Below are 20,169 nucleotides of genomic sequence, written 5' to 3'. Positions count from 1 at the left end.
GGCTTGCCCCGCGTTGGGCTGCGCAGCGGCCCCAAAAAAAACGGGAGCGCTACGCACTCCAACGCGGGGCAAGCCCGCTCGCCACAACCACAACCACAACCACAACCACCGCCAGAGTCACTGCCACGACCACAATCCCTGCCACAGCCAAAACCAGAACCACCACAACCCACGCTCTTTCGATAGGCGGATGTTGGAGGATTTACGGTCGCGGAATCCTCACGCAGAGTTAAACAATTCGTGATAACTACACTGTTGCAAAAGCCGCACAATGCGCGAACGACAAGCGAAGGTTTCTCTTACATGGATCAGCCCAAACGTGTCCTGGTGGTCGAGGACGATGCGCATATTGCCGACTTGATCTGCCTGCACCTGCGCGATGAGCAGTTCGACGTGGTGCACAGCGCCGACGGCGACGAAGGCCTGCGCCTGCTTGAGCAAGGCGGTTGGGATGCATCGATACTCGACCTGATGCTGCCCGGTGTCGACGGCCTGGAAATCTGCCGGCGCGCCCGCGCCATGACGCGCTACACGCCGATCATCATCACCAGCGCGCGCTCCAGCGAACTGCACCGCATCCTCGGCCTGGAGCTGGGCGCGGATGACTACCTGGCCAAGCCGTTTTCGATGCCGGAGCTGGTCGCGCGGGTCAAGGCGCTGTTGCGCCGGGTCGATGCAATGGCACGCAACCTGAAGATGGACGCTGGTAGCCTCGACCTCGGCCAGTTGTTCATCAACCCACTGACCCGTGACGCGACGCTGCAAGGCCAGCGCCTGGACCTCACCCCACGGGAATTCGACCTGCTGTATTTCTTCGCGCGCCAGCCCGGCAAGGTGTTCTCGCGCATGGACCTGCTCAACGCCGTGTGGGGCTACAGCCACGAAGGCTATGAACACACGGTGAATACCCATATCAACCGCCTGCGCGCCAAGGTCGAGGCCGACCCGGCCAACCCCGCGCGCATCCTCACGGTGTGGGGCCGTGGCTACAAGTTCGCCGAGAGCCCGCCATGAAGCTGACCCTGACCCAGCGCCTGTCGGTGGTGTTCGCCGTGCTGCTGGTGATCTGCAGTGGCACCTCGGCCTGGCTGCAAGTGCGCTCCAACCGCATGCACGAGCTGGAAGTGGTGCAAGGCCTGTCCCGTGACCTGGCCGCACATATCGCCCGTGACACGCAGTTGATGGACGCCGATGGCCTCAAGCCCGACGCCGTGCGCAACCTGTTCAGCCAGTTGATGCTGGTCAACCCGAGTGTCGAGGTGTACCTGCTCGACATCGACGGCCGTGTGGTCGGCAATGCCGCACCCAGCGGCCACCTGCTGCGCGACCAGGTTGACCTGGCACCGATCCGGCGCTTCCTCAGCGGCGCCATGCTGCCGATCCTTGGCGATGACCCGCGCAGCGTCGATGGGCGCAAGGTGTTCAGCGCCGCGCCGCTCAAGGCCAACGGCCAGCAAACCGGCTTCCTCTACGTGGTGCTGCTCGGCGAAGCCCATGATGTGTACGACGCCAAGGACGCCACGGGCATGGCGCTGAAGATAGCGCTGTGGTCCATCGGCCTGGTGGCCCTGTTGTGCCTGCTGGCGGGGCTCATCGCCTTCGCATGGATCACCCGGCCGTTGCGCCAGCTCACCGACAAGGTCGGTCAGTTCGATATCAACGGCGCGCCGAAAACCCAGGCATCGGCCACCCCGGAACTCGACAGTGGCGACGAAATCGCCGTGCTCGACCACGCTTTCGTGCAGATGGAAAACCGCCTGGGCGAACAGTGGCGGGCCATCACCCATCAGGACCAGGAACGCCGGGAAATGGTCGCCAACATCTCCCATGACCTGCGCACGCCGCTGGCGTCCCTGCATGGCTACCTGGAAACCCTGACGCTCAAGGATGCCAGCCTGAACCCCGAAGAGCGCCGGCGCTACCTCGGCATTGCCCTGGACCAGAGTCGCAAGGTCGGTGGCCTGGCCCAGTCGCTGCTGGAGTTGGTGCGCCTGGAACACGGCTTTGTGCAGCCAGTGATCGAAGGCTTCTCCCTGCCGGACCTGGTGCAGGACATCTTCCAGAAATTCGAACTCACCGCCGAGGCGCGCGCCATCACCCTGACTGCCACCCTACCCCCGCAGGTGCCCACCGTGCTGGCGGACCTGGGCCTGATCGAACGCGTGCTCACCAACCTGCTGGACAATGCCTTGCGCCATACACCGGTGAATGGCGAAGTCGAGGTGATCCTGTCGCCGGCCGCCGATGGCGTGGCAGTAACCGTCAGCGACAGTGGCCCGGGGATCGACGCCGAACTGCGTGAAGGCTTGTTCCTGCGCGCCTTCACCATCGGCGGCGCGCGGCGCGACGGTGGCCTGGGCCTGCGCATCGTGCACCGCATCCTGCAATTGCACGGGCGCAGCATTCGTCTGGTCGACCGCCCAGGGCACGGCGCGACCTTTACGTTTTCCCTAGAAACCCGAGCATCAACGCGTTGACCCGCTGAGCTTGCTCGTTCTGGATCCAGTGACCGCAATTGGCCAGGACCTGCTGCTCGAGGTTCGGCACCGACTCCGGCATCCGCTTGAGGGTGAGGGCTTCAAACACGCCGACGGGGTCGCGGTCGCCGATCAGGAACAGCGTCGGTTGCAGCACCTGCCGGCCGGCCAGGAACTCGCTGCGTTGCCAGTTGCGCTCAAAGTTGCGATACCAGTTCAGCGGGCCACGAAAGCCATGCTCGGCGAAGGTCTGCACGTAGACGTCCAGGTCTTCTCGTGAACACCACGCCGGCAGCGGACCAGGGGGCTGCGCACCGTCGAACAAGCTTGAGTCGGCGGACCGTTTCTGCAAAAACAAATCTTCATCCTGCATGAACAAGCGCAGCGTACGTTCGATATCCGCGTCCAGTTCCTGCTCGGCGACGCCGGGTTGCTGGAAGTACACGATGTAATTGAAGCGGTCGGCGTACAGCTCACGCAGGATTTCGATCACCGGCCGGCGCGCACGCCCGGCAAACGGCACCGACAACGTGATCAAGTGCGTAATGCGCTCGGGTTCGAGCAACGCCAGGTGCCAGGCCACCACGGCGCCCCAGTCATGGCCGACCATCACCACCTGTGCATGACCGAAGTGATCCATGGCCTGCTGGATATCGGCGCACAGCGTCAGCACGTCATAATCGGCAATCTCGGACGGCGAACTCGATTGGCCGTAACCGCGCATTTGCGGGACAAACACCCGGAACCCAGCCGCCGCCAGCGCGGGGATCTGTTCGCGCCAGGAATGCCAGCACTCGGGAAAACCGTGGAGCAGCCAGATCGGCCGGCCCTGCTCCGGGCCGGCGATGTACACACTCAACTCAATCCCGTTGACCTGGATCCTGTCCTGCTCGATAGCGTTCATCACTGGCCTCCTTGTGTAGGTTTCGCTCGGCGCTTCAGCGCGACACAGGCGCGCGGAGTGGCGCCCAGGCAGAGTGATAGAGCCACAGGATTTGCACCAGCATCATTTGCGCCAAATGCGCGGTCATCAACGCCGCCCCAACGGCGGGCAGGCACATTCCCAGGCCCGACGCTCGCGCGTGGCCAGCCGCTCAGGTTACCGTCGCCGGCGCCCACCACCGCGGCAACAACTGGCGCACACGCGCTTCGCCGAAGCGGTCATCGATCAGCATCACCACGCCACGGTCATGCTGGCTGCGGATCACCCGGCCCGCGGCCTGCACGACTTTTTGAATGCCGGGGTACAGATAGGTGTAGTCGTAGCCGGCGCCGAAAATTGCGCCCATGCGCGTTTTCATGTGCTCATTGACCGGGTTCAATTGCGGCAAGCCCAGGGTGGCGATAAACGCGCCGATCAAGCGGGCGCCGGGCAAATCGATGCCCTCGCCGAATGCGCCGCCGAGCACGGCGAAGCCGATGCCCTGGCTGTGCTCGGTGAATTGGTCGAGAAACGCCTGGCGCTCGGCTTCGGCCATGCCGCGTGACTGCTGCCAGAGCGAAATATGCGGGTGTCGCTCGGCCAGCCGCTGTGCGACCTGCTGCAGGTAATCGAAGCTGGAGAAAAACGCCAGGTAGTTGCCCGGTTGCTGTGCGAACTGCTGGGCGATCAGTTCGACGATGGGTTCCAGCGAGGCGTCGCGGTGCACAAACCGGGTCGAGATGGCATCGACGATGCGCACACGCAGCTGCTCGGCCTTGAACGGTGATTCGACGTCGATCCAGGCGGTGTCCGCCGGCAGGCCCAGCAAGTCGGCGTAGAAGTGGCGCGGGCTCAATGTCGCGGAAAACAGCACGCTGCTGCGCGCCGCCGTCAACCGGGGCCGGATGAATTCGGCGGGCACCACATTGCGCAGGCACAGGGTTGAACTGCTGCGCTTGCCACTGAACTGGCGCTTGCTGATATCGAAAATGAAGTGCTCGTTGAACAGCTCGGCGACCTTGGCAAATTGCAGCGCTTCGAAGTAGAAGGCTTGCAGGTCACTCGCCAGCGCCTCGGGATGATCATTGAAATAGTCGCCCATGGCACTGGCGCACAGGCTCAGGGCCTGCAGGAGTTTTTCCGGGCGGGCGGCATAGGCCTGGTACGGCGCAAGTTGGTCCTTGTGCAGCGCATTCCATTCACGGTTCAGGCGCTGCAGCGGCTTTTTCAGGGGCTCGGGGGCGATGTCGCGCAGGGTCTTGAGGCTGTATTGGTCAAGGCTCGCGCTGTACATCGAACGGGCACGCTCCACCAGGTTGTGGGCTTCATCCACCAGCACCGCCGCTCGCCATTGGTTGAGTTGGGCGAGGCCGAACAGCATGGCGCCAAAGTCGAAATAGTAGTTGTAGTCGGCGACGACCAGGTCGGCCCAGCGCGCCATCTCCTGGCTCAGGTAGTACGGGCATACCTCATGGGCCAGGGCCACCTCGCGCAAGTTGCGCTGGTTCAACAGGCGCACCTTGGATGCGGCAGTACGCGCGGCGGGCAGTCGATCATAGAAACCCTTGGCCAACGGGCAGGAATCACCATGGCAGGCTTTGTCCAGGTGTTCGCAGGCCTTGTCCCGCGCCACCAGCTCCAACACGCGCAATTGCAGGTCGGGGCTGCTGTCGAACAGCACCTGGGAGGCGTCGAGCGCGAGTTTGCGCCCCGGAGTTTTGGCGGTCAGGAAAAACACCTTGTCCAGCTGCTGCGGTGCCAGCGCCTTGAGCAGCGGGAAGACCGTGCCGATGGTCTTGCCGATCCCCGTGGGGGCCTGGGCCATCAGGCAGCGGCCGGTGCTGACCGCCTTGTATACCGATTCGGCAAGGGTGCGCTGGCCGGCGCGGAAGTCGGCATGCGGAAAGGCCAGGCTTTGCGCCGCCAGGTTGCGCGCGTCGCGGTGCTGCATTTCCTGCTCGGCCCAGCCGAGGAACAGTGCGCATTGCCGGTTGAAGAACGGCTCCAGCTCGGCGGCCTGGAAGCGCTGGTTGAGCAGGGTTTCGCCCTCGCCGACGATGTCGAAATACACCAGCGCCAGGTCGATCTCGGTGAGGCCGAGCTTCTGGCACATCAGCCAGCCATACACCTTGACCTGGGCCCAATGCAGCTGCCGATGGTTGGCGGGCTGGGCGTCGAGATCACCGCGATAGGTCTTGACCTCTTCCAGGCGATTGGCGTCCGGGTCATAGCCGTCCGCCCTGCCCCGTACCCTGAGCTGCTGGTACTCGCCCTCCAGGGCCACTTCGTTCTGATAGTGCGCGCTGCGCCGCGAGGCCACGGTGCGGTGGCCGACAATGCCTTCCTGGGCGCTGGGCGATGGGGTAAACCGCAGGTCGAGGTCGCCCACCTTGGCGGTGAACTCACACAAGGCGCGCACGGCCACGGTATAGCTCAAGCGGCGTGCTCCGCCCAGCGCACATAGCAGACGGTGACCGGCATCTGGTATTCACCGCAGAACTCCAGCCAACGCAGCTGGTTGTCCTGCAGGCGGTCGCCGGGGCCCTTGACCTCGATCATGCGGTAGGTCTTTTGCGCCGGCCAGAACTGGATGAGGTCCGGCATCCCGGTGCGGTTGGCGCGGATATCCAGCAACAGCCGCTCGAACCAGTAGCGCAGGTGCTCGGCCGGTAAACAGGCCAATGCCTGCTCCAGCAACTCTTCACTGAGCAGGTTCCAGAACACGAAGGGTGACTGGATTCCCCATTTTTGACTAAAGCGCTGGCGGATGGTGGTCTTGTAGCCTTCATCCTGCAGTTGCGCAAAACACGCAGCGAACAATGCCGCGCGGCGCGGGTGGAAGTCTTCGCTGTGCAGGTCCGCCGGGCCGCGCTGGAACGGGTGGAAAAACGAACCCGGCAGCGGCGCGAAGATCGCGTCCCAGCACAACAGGCCGAACAATGAATTGATCAGCCCGTTCTCGACGTAGTGCACCGGCGCATCAGGCTCGCTCAGGTGCGCCTGCACGCAGTACTCCACCGACATCAACGGCTCGGGCAGCGCGAGGGCCAGGTCCAGGCGCGTAACGGGGCGTGGCTTGGCCTTGGGCAACGGCGGCGCGCCGAGCTTGCGCCGCAGGCGTGGCAATACGCGCAACAGGTGCTGTTGCTCGGCGGCGCTTTCCGGCGCCTGTTGCGCGGCACTCGCCAGGGCCATGGCCTGGGCGTAGTCCTCCTGGCGTTCCAATACGCGAATCAGCCGCGCGCGGGCGCCCGGATAGGCACAGCCCCGGTAGATCTGCTGCGCCAGGTCCAGTTCGGCGCTGCGCTCGCAATACTGGCCGATCTGGAACAGCAGCTTGGCCCGGCGTTTTTCCAGCCACGGGTTGTCGGTGTGCAGCGTCGCCACCTGGGCCAGCACCTGCGCCAATGCTTCGCCGGCCTCAAAGGCTTGCTGGCATTGGTGCAGGAACAGGAACCCGTGCACGTCGTCGCGGCTGCGCAAGCCCCGGGACTCGGCGCAGAACTCGACTTTTTCGTAGGTGTAGATGCCCAAGTCAGCCAGCACGAACTCGGACCAGTCCTGGTGCAGGTTGCCGAAGAACATCAGGCGCAGGCGGTCGCACAGCTCCATGACGGTGAGGCTGTACAGGCGGTCGGCAAGGTCGGGGCACCAGTCGGCAAAACTGCGTGCCTCGCTGAACTGGGCGGCCAGGCCCTCCAGCCAATCGGCTTTCTTGCCCCTGGGCTGCTCGATCCAGGGCTTGAAGGCGCCCAACAGTTCGCTTTTTTGCAGCAAGGCGAACAACTCCTCGAAGGCCAGCAGGCACTGCCCATCCACCCAGCCGAGTTCCAGCAACGGCTCGGCGGCGGCATGCGGACAACCGACCTCCAGGTAATTGAGCTTGCCTGCTCGAAAATGCACACCTTTGCGCATCACCATGCGCACCAGCAACGCCTGGGAGGCTTGCGGCAACCTGTCAAATTGCTGAATGAAATGCTGTTCGTCAGTATCCAGCAGGTCGGCATAGCGTTGCTCCAGCCATTGCAGGACCTGGCGGAAGTTATGCAGGTAATAGAGCGGGTCTTCGAGGGGATTGGCCATGGCGCGCTTTGATCAAATACTGTTTATGCATACAGAGTGCCGTCGCAAAAGCCTGGTGGCAATCGCTAATAGATAAATGGCGCAGGCAACTTTTTGTATAAAAGTGATCAGATGGGTGAGTCGATGGCGTAACATTTGTGGCCCACGCCCCTGGCGTGGTTTTTTCAGGGTTAAAGGTAAGGGTTATGAACATGAAGAATTTGGGTCTGCCACTGGTTGCACTCACTTTTCTGCTATTGGCCGGTTGCGCGACGCAAACCGTAGTGACGCTGCAAAACGGCACGCAGTATTTGACCAAGGACACCCCCAAGACCAAGACCGCCGACGGTTTCTACGAATTCACCGACATTGCCGGCAAGCACATCCGGGTCAAGGCCGATGATGTCGCCACGGTGCGCAAGGAAGACTGAGATGAAAAAGCCCCGCAATGCGGGGCTTTTTGTTGGGACCGATCAATACCGGTAGTACGGATGGTAGTAATACGGGCGATAGTAAGGATGGTAATAGTAGGAGTGGTAGTACGGGCGGTAGCAACATGGGCCTGGATAGGCCGGGTACACCGCACACCCACTCAACCCCAACACCACGGCACACAGCAACAATCGAAGTCGGGACATGCTCAAACCCTCGTACGGCAACAGGCGATACACCTCGCAGGTAACCGTTAAACGCATGGACCGCCGATAATCCGTCGCGCCCTCCTCAACTGATCAGCACACCCTCGCTCCACAGGCCGCCCAGCCCGACACCGACCAGGGTCACCGAGTCGGCGCCAAAACTCAGTACCGTATCGGCACCCACGGCCTTCGCGTGGTCGCGCAGGTCGGTGCTGCCGTCGGCGCCCTGGAACACCAGCTTGTCGGTCGGCTGGTAGCCGATAATCCGATCCTGGCCAAAATGCCCGCTGAACAAAAAGGTGTTGTGCCCGCTGTTGTCGCGGATCGTGTCATTGCCCTTGCCGCCTTCGATGAAGTCCGCGCCCTTGCCGCCCTGGATCAGGTCATTGCCGTCGCTGCCGATGATGAAGGTATTGCCTGTGTGCGGCTCGGCATTGCGGTTGAGGTCCTGGACCCAGGTGTTGGCGCGCGCCGGGTCGGACAGGTTGGCGACGATAATCGTCGAGTCACGGGTCATCTGCCCGTAGAACCCCGATTCCAGCACACGCGTCATGCCGTCGCCGTAAGCGCTGGGCAAATGCGACACCCAGGTCGACAGGTTGGCGATGGAAAACGGCAGCACATTCCACAGCGTCGAGGCGTAGTGGTCGTTGAAGCTGACGATGTTGTCGGTGGTCGACTCGTGGGGCTTGTCATGCACGCCGAGGGACGACAGGTTGAAGGCGGAGCCGTCCAGCGCACGGAACACCGGGTCGTTTTCGTAGCCGATATTCAGGACCTTATCGCCGGCGCTCTGGGTGGGCGAGGCGTAGGCCAGGTAGTTGGCGTCCTTGTAGAAACCCGCCCACTTGCTGGTGCTCAGGTCGGCCATGCTGTTGACCGCCAGGCCGCCCAGGCTGTGGCCGCTGACCAGCACATCCTTGCCACTCAGGCCATGGGCGCCGGCATAGTCGGCCACCGTCTCGAGCAAGCCGCCAAACGCTTCGCCGGCATAGTTTTTCGCATAGTCCTTGGGGCCCAGTGCGGCGAGCAGGTCGCTGACCAGATCGCCGATGGAGTCGGTAATCAGGCTTTCCCGAGGGCCCGAGGTGCCACGAAAACCGATGCCGATTTCAAGCAGTTTGCCGGCGTCATCGTACTTGCCCAGCACTTCGGCCTGGGCCGTGGTGTAGCCGGCCTTCTCGCCAAAAAAAGTGCCCCGCGCATCCACCTTGCCGCCGTAGCCCAGTGCGCTGGCGCTGATTGGCGTCCAACCGGCTGCGTGCACCGCGTCCAGGGCGGCCTTTTCCGAGTCGGGGTTCCAGGGAATGCCGGGGATCACTCCCTGGGAGTCTGTGCTGCCGAGCAACGCCCCGACCAGTGTGGCCGGCAGGCCGAGCCCCAGGCCATGTTGCTGATAGCCGACCGCGAAGCCGTTATCCAGGTTGTGATAGGTATACAACGTGATTGCGGTGGCATCGGCGAACAAGGTTTTGCTGGCTTCGGTGCCGAGGTTTTTGTAGTCAAATACACCCATGGTCTTGTCTCTCTTGTTGTTGGAATTGGCCGGAGATTGTGTGGTTTTATTGGGGCTGCTGCGCAGCCCAACGCGGGGCAAGCCCGCTCGCCACAGGGGGTCGGCTTGCCTCAGGGGGCTTGTCTGCAGCGGGAGGCTCGATCCTCTTGGGCCCGAAGGCTTCGTCTACCTTGGCCAGGTCGGTGTCGCGCAAATTGCCGGCGTAGTAATGCAGCTTGGTCCAGGCCATCAAGTAGTCATACCGCGCCTGGGCCAGGTCTCGGCGTGTGCTGTACAGCTGCTGCTCGGCATTCAACGCATCGAGATTGACCCGCTCACCGCCAAGGATGCTTTGCCGGGTCGACACCACCAACGCTTCGGCCGACGTCAGCGCCTTCTGGTACGCGCGCAACTTACTCACCCCGGACAAGCACGCGCTGAATTGGCGACGCAGTTCGATCAAGGTCTCGCGCGTCTTGCCTTCCAGCTCGTACTCGGCCTGCTCCATGGCGCGGCTGGCCTGGCGAGTGGACGCCGAGACGCCGCCACCGGCATACAACGGCAGGCTGACTTCGACGCCGATGGTGTTGGTGTCATAGCGCTGGTTGTAGGTGTTGCCGCTGTCCGACTCCTGCTGGCGCGAACTCGCATAGGCGGTGACTTTCGGCAGGTGCCCGGCGCGGTTGCGCTCCACTTCGTAGCGCGCCACTTCCAGGGCCTGGCGCTGGGACGCCAGCGTGGGGTTATTGCTGATCGCCAACTCGTGCCAGGTGTCGTAGTTGGCCGGGCTCAAGCTGAAGGCGGCGAAACCAGGGCTCAGCGGCGCCAGGTCGTCGATGTTGACGCTCTGTACTCCGATCAACGCCCCCAGCTCGCGCAGGGCGGCGTCCTGCTCGTCCAGCGCCTCGATCTCCTCGGCCGTGGCCAGCTCATAACGCGACTCGGCTTCGAGAATATCGGTGCGGGTGCCCTCGCCCTGCTCGAACAGGTGCCGGTTCTGCTGGAACTGCTGTTCGAAGGCCTTCTTCTTGGCCCGGGCGATGTCGATCTGGTCCTGGGCAAACAGCGCCTGGGTGTAATAGGTCAGCACCCGCACCAGCAGCGCCTGGCTCTTGTCGCGAAAGCTTTCATCGGCGAACAACGCCTGGGCCACGCCTTTGCGGTAGTTGGCGTAGGCCTCGTAGTCGAACAGCGGCTGCTGCAGGCTGAAGGTCGAGCCGTAACTGTTGTAGTTGCGGTCGTCGTGATAATTGCCGCCGCGCCCGTCAGGCAAGGTGGCCTGGGAATTGTTGCGGCCCTTGTTGTAGTTGTAGGACAGCTTGGGCAGCAGCCCGGCGCGGCCGATGGTGCGGTTCTCCAGGCCGGCGTCGCGCTCCTTGATGGCGCCGAGAAACACCGGATCGTTGCGCAGGGCCTGCTCGTAGACGTCGAACGGGCCCATGGCGGCGTGAGCGCTGGCGCAGCTGAATAACACGGCAATAAGCAGCGATCTCATGCTCATTCCTCGGTCAGCGCGGAGCCGGCGCGGTCCAGCAGCGGCTTGAACAGGTAATTGAGCAGCGAGCGCTCGCCGGTGCGCACGAACATCTCGGCCGGCATGCCCGGCTTGATCACCAGGCCCTGCAGTTTTTGCTCGGCCGCGTCGCTGAGCGTGGTGCGCAGCACGTAATACGGCGCACCGGTTTTTTCATCGAGCATCTGGTCGGCGGAGATCAGGCTGACCTCCCCCGGCACGCGTGGTGTGCGGCTCTGGTTGAAGGCGGTGAACAGGATGTCGACCGGCAGGTGCGTGCCGACCTTGTCCACCAGGTGCACCGGCAAGTGCCCCTCGACTTCCAGGCGCGTGCCCTGGGGCACGATTTCCAACAGGGTTTCACCGGCGCGCACCACGGCGCCTTCGGTGTGCACGCCGAGGTTGACGGCAATACCATCGGCCGGCGCGTTGATTTCACTGTGTTGCAAGTCGAACCCGGCCGAGGTGAGTTGCTGTTCCAGCGTGAGGCTGCGCAGTTGAGCGTCGGCCAATTGGCTGCGCACTTCCTTTTGATATTCCTCGCTGTGCTGCTGCAGTTTCAGGCGCGATTCGAGAATGCCCTGCTCGACGCGGCCGCTTTCACCGGTGTTCTGCGCCAGGTCCTGCTGCACCTGGGACAGCTGGCGCTGGTACTCCATCAGGCGGTTGCGCGGGATGTAGCCATTGTCGGCCAGCGGCTGCAGGTTGCTCAGTTGATCACGCAGGGATTGGGCCTGGGCGGTCAGGTCGCTGCGGGCCCGGCGCATGCCGCCGAGTTGCGCAGTAGCGCCGTCGATGTTCGCGCGGATCCCCGCCTGCTCACGGGCAAAGGCTTCGCGGCGGCTGCTGAACAGTTGGCGCTGGCCTTCCAGCACCAGGGCCAGGGCCGGATCGGGGTTGCTGCTCAGCTCGGCGGGAAAGTGGATGCTGGAACGGTTGTCGCGCTCGCTCTGCCAACGCGCCACGCTGGCCCAGGCCAGGCGGTACTGGGCTTGCAGCGACTGCACATCAGCCTGGTTCTGGGTCTGGTCGAGGCGAAACAGCGGCTGGCCTTGTTTAACCGTTTCGCCCTCGCGCACCAGAATCCGGCTGACCACGCCCGGGCTGAAGGTTTGCACCGCTTTGCGCTTGCCCGAGACCACGACGGTGCCTTGCACCGGAATGCCCTGGTCCAGCGGCGCCAGGCTGGCCCAGAGGAAAAATCCACCGGCGCCGACCACGGTCAGCAACCAGCCCATGCGCACGAAGAACCGCGCGTCACGTTGTTCAAAAGTGAGACTGCTCATGCGCCTGGATTCCTTCCCGCTTGATACTGACGACTGAAACTCACACCGGGCCTTTCCTTCGGCGCTTCCGGCTGGCCGGACAATGCGCGCAACACCTCCTGGCTCGGGCCGAACGCCTGCAGGCGGCCTTCGTTGAGCACCAGCAATTTGTCGACCTGGGCCAAGGCCGAAGAGCGATGGGTGACCAGTACCACGCTGCTGCCTTGGGCTTTCATCTGCACAATGGCGCTGGCCAGGGCCGCTTCGCCGACGGTGTCGAGGTTGGAGTTGGGCTCATCCAGCACGATCAGGCGCGGCCCGCCATACAGGGCACGGGCCAGTGCCACCCGCTGCTTCTGCCCACCAGAGAGGCCGCCGCCGTTGTCGCCGAGCAGCGTGTCGTAGCCGTGCGGCAGGCGCAGAATCAGCTCATGTACGCCGGCCTGTTGCGCAGCCTGCACGACCAAGGCCGGATCGGCCTGGCGAAAACGCGCGATATTGTCGGCGATGCTGCCGCTGAACAATTCGATGTCCTGGGGCAGATAGCCAATGTGCGGGCCGAGGTCTTCGCGGTCCCAGCGATGGATGTCGGCGCCATCCAGGCGCACGGTGCCGCCCAGGGTTGGCCACACCCCCACCAGCACGCGGGCCAGGGTGGATTTGCCGGAACCGGAAGCGCCGAGCACGCCGAGGACTTCGCCGGCGCCCAGGGTGAAGCTGACCTGATGCAGGGTCGGCGTGCGCCGTCCGGGTGGCCCCGCGCTGACCTGCTCGAAGCTCACCTGGCCGTGGGGCGCCGGGAGTTTCATCGGCTCGCTGTCGGGAGGGAATTCACGCAGCAGATCGTCCAGGCGCTGGTAGGCCAACTTGGCCGAACTCCACTGTTTCCACACCGCGATCAACTGGTCGATGGGGCTCAATACGCGGCCCATCAGGATGGAGCCTGCGATCATCATCCCGGCAGTCATATCGCCCTTGATCACCAGCAATGCGCCCAGGCCCAACACCAGTGACTGCAGGCACAGGCGCAGGGATTTGCTCAAGGACGTGATCACCGAACCGGTGTCGCTGGCGGTGTTCTGCAACCCCAGAAATTGCGAATGCACGGCAAACCAGCGTTTGCGCAGGGCACCGAGCATGCCCATGGCCTGGATGGTCTCGGCGTTGTGCAAATGGCTGGTGGCCAGTTGGCTCGATTGCTGGGAATAGGCGCCGGCTTCGCCCAAGGGCTTTTTAGTCAGGTATTCGTTGAGGCACGCCAGGCCGATCAGCAGCACCGCACCCGCCGTGGCCAGGACCCCGAGCCACACGTTGAAGAGGAAAATCACCAGCAGGTAGAGGGGAAACCACGGCGCATCGAAAAATGCGAACAGCGCCGGGCCGGTGATGAACTGGCGCAACAGGGTCAAGTCGCCCAGCGCCTGGCCGGCATGCCCCTGGCCGCGTTGCAGGTTGCGTTCAAAGGCGGCCTTGTACACGCGCAAGTTGAAACGGCGTTCCAACTGGCTGCCAATACGAATCACGATGAAACTGCGGATAACTTCCAGTGTGCCAATAAACGCAAAGAACCCCACGACCATCAGCGTCAACATGACCAGGGTGGTTTCATTCTGCGAGGACAGCACGCGGTCATACACTTGCAGCATGTAAATCGACGGCACCAGCATCAACAGGTTAATCAGCGCGGTAAAACAGCCGACACTGATCAGGATGCTCTTGTATTCACCCAGCGCCTTGAATAAAGGCGCCACGGCAATAGGCTTGGCCATAGTGGTTTATCTTCCTTGAACCAAACGACACGCAATAGTTGCCCGCACCCCGATCAGGAGCGGCCAACTAATAAACTTGGGTTATAGCGTTATAACGGCAACTAAGGCGCGCGATGTAATACCACCACGGCACCGGACGCCGTGCGCCCCTGGTATTCGCCTTCTTTCTGGCGATTCAAATGGGTTATCCCGCTGCCTTCGGCGTTCATCAGCCAGATGCCGTCGGGGGTCGGCGACCAGGTCCGGGGCGTGTCCCCCAGCCATTGCGCCACGCACGCCACGTCGCCGCCCAGGGCGTTGGCCTGTTCCAGCAGGTCGAGGGCGCAGACCTGATCCGCCTGGTGCAACTGCCAGTGCCCGGCCAGTTCGGCGCTGTTGGGTAATACAAGACTGCTCGCCATTGCGTGGGCTCCTGCCGACACGACTATCACCTGCACAGCGCAGGCGATCGATTGAAAAAAACCTTTCATTGAGCGGCTCCATCCTCAAAGCGCGGCGCCGAAGCGCCGCGCTCGTGCATCAGGCCACGATGTCGCTGACGGCCGCCTGGCCTACGGTGGTGACGAGGAAATCCGCCACGCCGTGACCGGAGAAGTCGACCGCCAGGGTCCCCAGGTTGGTGCCTGCCGCGTAGGTCAGTACAGCATCGCCGGCATGCCCGGTGAAGGCATTGACGAAGGTCAGGCCCGCGCCTTTGGTGATGCCGCTGAGGTCGATCTTGTCCGAACCCGAGGTAAAGTCAAAGATCTTGTCTGCCGCACCCGGCTTGGAGTCGGAGCTGGCGCCGAACACAAAGGTGTCATTGCCCGCGCCGCCCCACAGTTGGTCGGCACCCCCACCGCCGTAGATGATGTCGTTGCCGGCACCACCCTTGATCACATTGGCCGCGTTATTGCCGATGATCAGGTCGTTGCCGGCACCGCCGAACGCGTTCTCGATGGTCACGCCCTTGGCGATGGACACGTTGCCCACCAGGCCGCCGACATCGGAAAACGACGCCTCATTGAGGTTGATCTTCTGGTTCTGGGTAAAACCGGAGAAGTCCAGGGTATCGTTGCCGCCCCCGTCCCACACCGAGAACACCAGCTTGTCGGCATTCGAGGTGGCGCTGTAGAAATCACGCCCGGTGTTGGAGTTGAAGCCGTAGGTGGTGTCGCCGGCGCGGGTGTTGTAGTTGGCACCGTAGAGCTTCTGGATCGCCGCAATGTCGTCCAGCAACGGGCCCGACGCATAGGCCTCGACCCCGCCTTTGCTGAAGTTCTGGTTGGTGTTGCTCTCACTCCAGTAACTCATGACGCTGTAGCCGCGCGTGTCCTGTCCATAGGTCGCGTCGTTGTAGGTCGGGTTGCCATTCCCGGCGTTGTAGTCGCCAGGGTGAGCCAGGCCCAGGGTGTGGCCGATTTCGTGGGTCAGGGTCTGCCGGCCGTAGTTGTTGAGGTCCGGCGTCTTGTTGGGCGTGTAGCTGCTGTTGGTCAGGTACCACGAGGTGCCGTCGTAGCCCGCGCCGGTGCCGGGCAGGTAGGCGAAGGCCGCCGCGCCGTCCTGGCCGCCGCTGTAGTTGCCGAAGGTCATGTGGGTATCGCCGCCGGTGGCCTTCTCAGTGAAGGTCACGTTGGCCACGTCCGACCAGGATTGCATCGCCAGTACCGCCTGGTCTTTCTGCTGGGCGTTGAACTGGCTGAAACCCGAGATCCCGTGTTTGTTCAGGGTGCTCGAGGAAGCCGAGGTCAGGAAGGTGTAGGTCAGGTCGATCTTGCCGTTACCGTTCACGTCCCGGTATGCAGCGCCGTCGCGCAGCAGCTGGGTGGCTGCCTGATCGACGGAATAGGACGGTTTGCCATTGACCGTGAGGTTGCCGCCACGGTCATACAAATGGCTGAAGCTATCGATTTGCGAATACGCCGTGCTGACTTGCGCCGCCGACACAATAGCCTGCTCTTTTACTTTTGACATAAACGTACTTCCTTGTTTGCAAATGCATCAGTTTTGATCGATAGGAACCCCGCGGGCGAGATCGTCCTATCACTCGCCTCTTTTGAAGGCGTAAGAAAACTGACACAACTTGAAATCTTTCGTCCACTTGTATTTCTTTGGCAAAACAGTGGCACGCCAGCAACTTTCAGAAGTTCAAGGCCGTATTTATTGGGCCGGCGAGTTTTTGTCGGACAAAAGACAGCGCCCGTTATTTAAATATTAAATAGCAGTAAAGCCGCCCAACTTGGGCGGCCCGCTTAATTAATGGATCCAATATATTGGCAGGGTGTCATTCACAACACTAAATCGCCATTACCTTAACGTATTAATCCTGTGCGTCCCGTATTACCGGGGCAGACGCCAGCCGGTCTTGCTGAGTGCTTCCAACAATGTTTCGGCGCCCAGTCCAGGCACTTTCACGCCGGCGTCGGTCAGCATGTCCTCCCCGGCCAGGATCGCGTTGATGATGGCTTCCTCCACCGCCTCGGCGGCCGCGCTGAACAGCGGCGAAATATGATCGTTGTTGACCATCTGCAGTGCGCTGCTCAGCGGCAGGTCCTTGCGCGCGTAATCGGCGGGCGGCAAATCGTGGTTGCCGGTGGCGAACGCCAGGAACAGGTCGCCGCTGGAATCCTCGGTACCGCCGCCGGTGCGCGCGATGCCGATGGATGCGCGTTGCGCCAGGCGCTGGCACTGATGGGGCAGCAAGGGTGCGTCCGTGGCGATGATCACCACGATCGAGCCCATCCCCGGCGTGCCGCGCTCGGCAAACGGCGAGGGGATATCCAGCAACTGACGCCCCACCGGGTAGCCGTCGACGCGCAATTCCTGGCGTTTACCATGGTTGGCCTGCACCAGCACGCCGACGGTCCAGCCACCCTGCTCCGCCGGCAAGCAGCGCGAGGCGCTGCCGATGCCGCCCTTGAATTCATGGCAGATCATCCCCGTACCACCGCCGACGGCACCCTCCTGCACCGGGCCACCGGCGGCGTTATCCAGCGCCTCGCGCACATGCGCAGGCTTTACGTGCTGGCCCCAGATGTCATTGAGCAGGCCATCGTAGGTTTCCATCACCACCGGCATGCACCAGTACACCGCCGGGTCCGCCAGGCGCTCGCGCTCCAGGGCGATCAATGTGTCGCGCACAATGCCGATGCTGTGGGTGTTGGTGATGGCCAGCGGCGTGGTCAACAGGCCCGCCTCGCTGATCCACTCCAGGCCGGTGGCATCGCCATTGCCATTGAGCACGTGGTAACCGGCAAAGCACGGTTGCTGGCGCGCCTCCCCGGCCCGTGGCTGCACCACGGTCACCCCGGTGCGCACCTGCTTGCCATCAATGCGCGTGTTGAGCGTACTGTGGCCGACCCGCACCCCGGGTACATCGGTGATGGCATTCAATTCGCCGGGGACACCCAGCCCCAAAGTGATGCCTAGTTGACGTGCACGCATAACCACTCCTTACAATTTCTGGAACGCCGGACTCAACCGGCCACTGATGCAATACAGAATCACCGACAAGGCCAGCAAGCCGATGATGATCATGATGTCGCGCACCGAGGCTGCCACCAGCAAGGTCACTAACAGGTACCCGGCGCCCAGCACGGCCACCAGCGCCGGCAGCGGCCACAGCGGCATGCGATAAGGGTGCTCGCGGTCGCGCAGCAGCACGCGGCTCATCAGCGCGCTCAACGCCACCACCAGGTACACCAGCATGATCAGCAGCACGCTGAACGAGGTGAGATCGGCCAGGTTGGAGCTGAAGCTCAGCAGCGCCGACGGGATCGCCAGGAACAGCGTGGCCAGCCAAGGCGAATCCCAGCGCGGATGGATGCGGGTGAACAGCTTATTGATGGTAGGCGTCCACAGCGCATCCCGCCCGCTGCTGAACACCACGCGACCGATCTGGATCACGATGGCGACGATGGCATTGAACACCGACAGGAAGATCCCCGCGCTGACCAGTCGCGACAGGGTTTCGTTGCCATGGCTGGTCAGCAGATAGCCGATCGGGTCCGGGCTGCTGATCATCGCGCTCAGCGACGGCGCGCCGATCAACAGCGCGGTAATCGGCACCAGCTCGATCACGACCACCAGCCCCAGGGACCACAACACCGCCTTGTGCACGCCCTTGCCGCCGCACTTCATGTCTTCGGCGAGCAACACCGCCGGGCCATAGCCGTTGTAGGAAAACAGACCAATGCCCACCGCGCCGATCACCAAGGCCCAGGGCGCCAGGTGCAACACGCCGTTTTCGACGATCTGCGGTTGGAACAGCACACTGGCGGGCTGCACCGGGTTGCCAAAGCCGATCACCACGATCACCAGCAACGCCGCGACTTCCAACAGCAGGCACGTGCCGGTGATCCAGGCATTGAGCTTGATATTGAGGATGCCCAGCGCGTAACTGCACACCACAATCACCAAGGCGACGGTCTGTGCGTCGAAATGCGTGCCCAGCGCGTTGTTCAGGTAGGTCGCGGCGCCCGTGGCCAATACCGGCGGGATAAACAGCAACATCACCAGCACCGTCAGAAACGTCGCATAGCCGGCCATGCCCCCAAACACCCGCTTGGCATACACATATTCACCGCCCGCACTGTTGTGGGCACGCCCCAGTTCGGCGTAGCAAAAGGCGAACATCAACGCCAGCAGCCCGGCCATCACAAACGCCAGGAACACCCCGCTGCCGGCCTGTTGGATGGCAAAGGGCGCAATCACGAAGACGGAACTGGCGGGCGTCACCGCCGACACGGTGATGGCCACCACATCGAAGACACTCAGGGTCGGTTTCAGCACGCCGTCGGGCGTGGGTGAAGTGCTCATATCGTTATCCTCTGTCGTTGTTCTTGGTGTGAGGCAGAAACGAAAAGTCTGAATATCGCGGGATATGTTTCCCACTGGATAATGGCGAAGGTAAACGCTGGGTTTATGTCAGCCAATTCCCCTATTGGCGTACTCCCCTTGACGGCACCCGACAAAAGCCGAACCCTTGGTCGATCTTTTGCTGGCGGGAGCCTGTTACATGAGCCTGTTCCGGGAAGTCGGCATGCACGCAGGGCTGGGCCGCACCGTCGCGCACATCGGCACCGAGCGTTTCTGGAAACAGCTGGTGCTGTTGCTGCACCAGTGTTTGCCGTTCGATAACGCCCTGGCGATTTACTATCCCGTGGAGGGCGCCCCCCAGGCCCTGGAAGAATACGACGCCCAGCCCAGCAGCAAGCCGGCGTCGATGCTGGTGTACCTCAATGGCTTGTACCTGCTCGACCCATTCTTCCAGGCTTGCCGCGAAGGCTACGCCAGCGGCGTGTACCGCCTGGAAGAAGTGGCGCCGGACCATTTTCGCCAGAGTGAATACTTCCTCAATTACTTCCACGACAACGTGCTGGAAGACGAGGTGCAATTCATCCTGCAACTGCCTGGGGCGGGCACGTTGTCGTTGTCGCTGGGGATGCAAAGGCGCTTCAGCGCCGATGAGACCGGGCTGATGACCACCTTGGCGGCGTGGGTGTTGCCATTGATGCAACAGCACTGGCAGCAGAGCACCCAGCGCGCGCCGGCCATGGACAGCCAGATTCGCGATGCGCTGAGCCAGTTCGGCTGCGGCGTGCTGTCGGACCGCGAACTGGAAATCGCCCGCCTGGTGCTGCGCGGGTTCTCTTCCAAGGCCATGGCGGAAAGGTTGAACATCTCGCCGGACACGGTGAAGGTGCACCGTCGGCATCTGTACGCGAAGCTGGATATTTCGTCACAGCCGGAGCTGTTTTCGTTGTTTATCCAGTCGTTGGGGCATGATCTGGAAAATCCCTGAGCCAGGGGCTCAGGGATGAATGGGCGGGGTGTTGTGTGAGGTGGGGTTTGATGGTGGCCCTATCAGAAGCTGGCTTTTCCCTTCTTTTGTGGTGAGCGGGCTTGTCGAATCGTCGCACCGCCCGCGTTGGGCTGCGAAGCAGCCCCATTCAGTGAGCATGCGGTGTATCAGGTACTCCTCTGAGGCTGGTTTTGGGGCTGCTGCGCAGCCCAACGCGGGGCAAGCCCGCGCGCCCCACTAAACCCG

Annotated in this window: 15 protein-coding genes and 1 pseudogene; 4 read left to right on the top strand and 12 right to left on the bottom strand. The window is 62.7% G+C overall.

Annotation, left to right across the window (positions count from 1 at the left end; genetic code table 11):
* Positions 1–303: 303 nt before the first annotated feature.
* Both QMX97_RS26655 and QMX97_RS26650 read left to right on the top strand, forming a co-directional pair.
* Positions 304–1,014: a response regulator transcription factor gene (locus QMX97_RS26655; protein ID WP_282397885.1), complete on the top strand. Its 711-nt coding sequence runs from the start codon at positions 304–306 to the stop codon at positions 1,012–1,014.
* The gene (locus tag QMX97_RS26650) at positions 1,011–2,477 is read left to right on the top strand and encodes a HAMP domain-containing sensor histidine kinase (RefSeq protein ID WP_282397884.1); all 1,467 of its coding nucleotides are present in this window, start codon (positions 1,011–1,013) and stop codon (positions 2,475–2,477) included. Before QMX97_RS26655 ends, QMX97_RS26650 begins: the two co-directional genes overlap by 4 nt.
* Here the strand turns inward: QMX97_RS26650 and QMX97_RS26645 are convergent.
* The 3 genes from QMX97_RS26645 to QMX97_RS26635 form a co-directional block, all read right to left on the bottom strand.
* The gene (locus tag QMX97_RS26645) at positions 2,440–3,381 is read right to left on the bottom strand and encodes an alpha/beta hydrolase (protein ID WP_282397883.1); all 942 of its coding nucleotides are present in this window, start codon (positions 3,379–3,381) and stop codon (positions 2,440–2,442) included. The genes QMX97_RS26650 and QMX97_RS26645 overlap by 38 nt on opposite strands.
* 190 nt (positions 3,382–3,571) lie before the next feature.
* Positions 3,572–5,836 carry an ATP-dependent DNA helicase gene (locus QMX97_RS26640; RefSeq protein ID WP_282397882.1) on the bottom strand — a complete coding sequence of 755 codons (2,265 nt, stop codon included), beginning with the start codon at positions 5,834–5,836 and terminating at the stop codon, positions 3,572–3,574.
* Positions 5,833–7,482: a VRR-NUC domain-containing protein gene (locus tag QMX97_RS26635; RefSeq protein ID WP_282397881.1), complete on the bottom strand. Its 1,650-nt coding sequence runs from the start codon at positions 7,480–7,482 to the stop codon at positions 5,833–5,835. The genes QMX97_RS26640 and QMX97_RS26635 overlap by 4 nt, the downstream gene beginning before the upstream one ends.
* Before the next feature lie 185 nt (positions 7,483–7,667).
* Here QMX97_RS26635 and QMX97_RS26630 point away from each other — a divergent pair, with 185 nt between their 5' ends.
* Positions 7,668–7,892 carry a YgdI/YgdR family lipoprotein gene (locus QMX97_RS26630; protein WP_282397880.1) on the top strand — a complete coding sequence of 75 codons (225 nt, stop codon included), beginning with the start codon at positions 7,668–7,670 and terminating at the stop codon, positions 7,890–7,892.
* 42 nt (positions 7,893–7,934) lie between these two features.
* On the opposite strand, the gene QMX97_RS26625 is transcribed toward QMX97_RS26630, so the two are convergent.
* The 9 genes and pseudogenes from QMX97_RS26625 to QMX97_RS26585 form a co-directional block, all read right to left on the bottom strand.
* The gene (locus tag QMX97_RS26625; RefSeq protein ID WP_162946084.1) at positions 7,935–8,099 is read right to left on the bottom strand and encodes a hypothetical protein; all 165 of its coding nucleotides are present in this window, start codon (positions 8,097–8,099) and stop codon (positions 7,935–7,937) included.
* Between the two features lie 85 nt (positions 8,100–8,184).
* Positions 8,185–9,615, bottom strand: a complete 1,431-nt coding sequence (locus QMX97_RS26620; protein ID WP_282397879.1) for a lipase — start codon at positions 9,613–9,615, stop codon at positions 8,185–8,187.
* Positions 9,616–9,763: 148 nt separating this feature from the next.
* Positions 9,764–11,089: pseudogene (locus QMX97_RS26615) on the bottom strand (TolC family outer membrane protein); the annotation flags it as partial.
* A 2-nt stretch (positions 11,090–11,091) separates the two neighbouring features.
* On the bottom strand, positions 11,092–12,393 hold the full coding sequence (locus QMX97_RS26610; RefSeq protein WP_120448556.1) for an HlyD family type I secretion periplasmic adaptor subunit: 1,302 nt from the start codon (positions 12,391–12,393) through the stop codon (positions 11,092–11,094).
* Positions 12,390–14,141 carry a type I secretion system permease/ATPase gene (locus QMX97_RS26605; RefSeq protein ID WP_282397877.1) on the bottom strand — a complete coding sequence of 584 codons (1,752 nt, stop codon included), beginning with the start codon at positions 14,139–14,141 and terminating at the stop codon, positions 12,390–12,392. The genes QMX97_RS26610 and QMX97_RS26605 overlap by 4 nt, the downstream gene beginning before the upstream one ends.
* Before the next feature lie 101 nt (positions 14,142–14,242).
* Complete coding sequence (locus QMX97_RS26600) at positions 14,243–14,611, bottom strand: protease inhibitor Inh/omp19 family protein (RefSeq protein WP_282397876.1); 369 nt, start codon at positions 14,609–14,611, stop codon at positions 14,243–14,245.
* 49 nt (positions 14,612–14,660) lie between these two features.
* Entirely contained in the window at positions 14,661–16,094 is a 1,434-nt protein-coding gene (locus QMX97_RS26595) for a serralysin family metalloprotease (protein ID WP_065905116.1), read from the bottom strand.
* 366 nt (positions 16,095–16,460) lie between these two features.
* The gene (locus QMX97_RS26590) at positions 16,461–17,564 is read right to left on the bottom strand and encodes a P1 family peptidase (RefSeq protein ID WP_282397875.1); all 1,104 of its coding nucleotides are present in this window, start codon (positions 17,562–17,564) and stop codon (positions 16,461–16,463) included.
* 9 nt (positions 17,565–17,573) lie between these two features.
* Positions 17,574–18,938 carry an APC family permease gene (locus QMX97_RS26585; RefSeq protein ID WP_065905113.1) on the bottom strand — a complete coding sequence of 455 codons (1,365 nt, stop codon included), beginning with the start codon at positions 18,936–18,938 and terminating at the stop codon, positions 17,574–17,576.
* 199 nt (positions 18,939–19,137) lie between these two features.
* Here QMX97_RS26585 and QMX97_RS26580 point away from each other — a divergent pair, with 199 nt between their 5' ends.
* Positions 19,138–19,923 carry a helix-turn-helix transcriptional regulator gene (locus QMX97_RS26580; RefSeq protein ID WP_106803911.1) on the top strand — a complete coding sequence of 262 codons (786 nt, stop codon included), beginning with the start codon at positions 19,138–19,140 and terminating at the stop codon, positions 19,921–19,923.
* Positions 19,924–20,169: the final 246 nt, after the last annotated feature.

The organism is Pseudomonas sp. PS01298 (genome assembly GCF_029959745.1).
GTDB classification, from domain to species: domain Bacteria; phylum Pseudomonadota; class Gammaproteobacteria; order Pseudomonadales; family Pseudomonadaceae; genus Aquipseudomonas; species Aquipseudomonas aylmerensis.
This window is presented reverse-complemented; position numbering and strand designations above follow the sequence as displayed.

Bases quoted from the DNA above. Each gene is read 5' to 3' on its own strand.
- QMX97_RS26655 (WP_282397885.1), top strand. From the start codon at position 304: ATGGATCAGCCCAAACGTGTCCTGGTGGTCGAGGACGATGCGCATATT.
- QMX97_RS26650 (WP_282397884.1), top strand. From the start codon at position 1,011: ATGAAGCTGACCCTGACCCAGCGCCTGTCGGTGGTGTTCGCCGTGCTG.
- QMX97_RS26645 (WP_282397883.1), bottom strand. From the start codon at position 3,381: ATGAACGCTATCGAGCAGGACAGGATCCAGGTCAACGGGATTGAGTTG.
- QMX97_RS26635 (WP_282397881.1), bottom strand. From the start codon at position 7,482: ATGGCCAATCCCCTCGAAGACCCGCTCTATTACCTGCATAACTTCCGC.
- QMX97_RS26630 (WP_282397880.1), top strand. From the start codon at position 7,668: ATGAACATGAAGAATTTGGGTCTGCCACTGGTTGCACTCACTTTTCTG.
- QMX97_RS26625 (WP_162946084.1), bottom strand. From the start codon at position 8,099: ATGTCCCGACTTCGATTGTTGCTGTGTGCCGTGGTGTTGGGGTTGAGT.
- QMX97_RS26620 (WP_282397879.1), bottom strand. From the start codon at position 9,615: ATGGGTGTATTTGACTACAAAAACCTCGGCACCGAAGCCAGCAAAACC.
- QMX97_RS26610 (WP_120448556.1), bottom strand. From the start codon at position 12,393: ATGAGCAGTCTCACTTTTGAACAACGTGACGCGCGGTTCTTCGTGCGC.
- QMX97_RS26605 (WP_282397877.1), bottom strand. From the start codon at position 14,141: ATGGCCAAGCCTATTGCCGTGGCGCCTTTATTCAAGGCGCTGGGTGAA.
- QMX97_RS26600 (WP_282397876.1), bottom strand. From the start codon at position 14,611: ATGAAAGGTTTTTTTCAATCGATCGCCTGCGCTGTGCAGGTGATAGTC.
- QMX97_RS26595 (WP_065905116.1), bottom strand. From the start codon at position 16,094: ATGTCAAAAGTAAAAGAGCAGGCTATTGTGTCGGCGGCGCAAGTCAGC.
- QMX97_RS26590 (WP_282397875.1), bottom strand. From the start codon at position 17,564: ATGCGTGCACGTCAACTAGGCATCACTTTGGGGCTGGGTGTCCCCGGC.
- QMX97_RS26585 (WP_065905113.1), bottom strand. From the start codon at position 18,938: ATGAGCACTTCACCCACGCCCGACGGCGTGCTGAAACCGACCCTGAGT.
- QMX97_RS26580 (WP_106803911.1), top strand. From the start codon at position 19,138: ATGAGCCTGTTCCGGGAAGTCGGCATGCACGCAGGGCTGGGCCGCACC.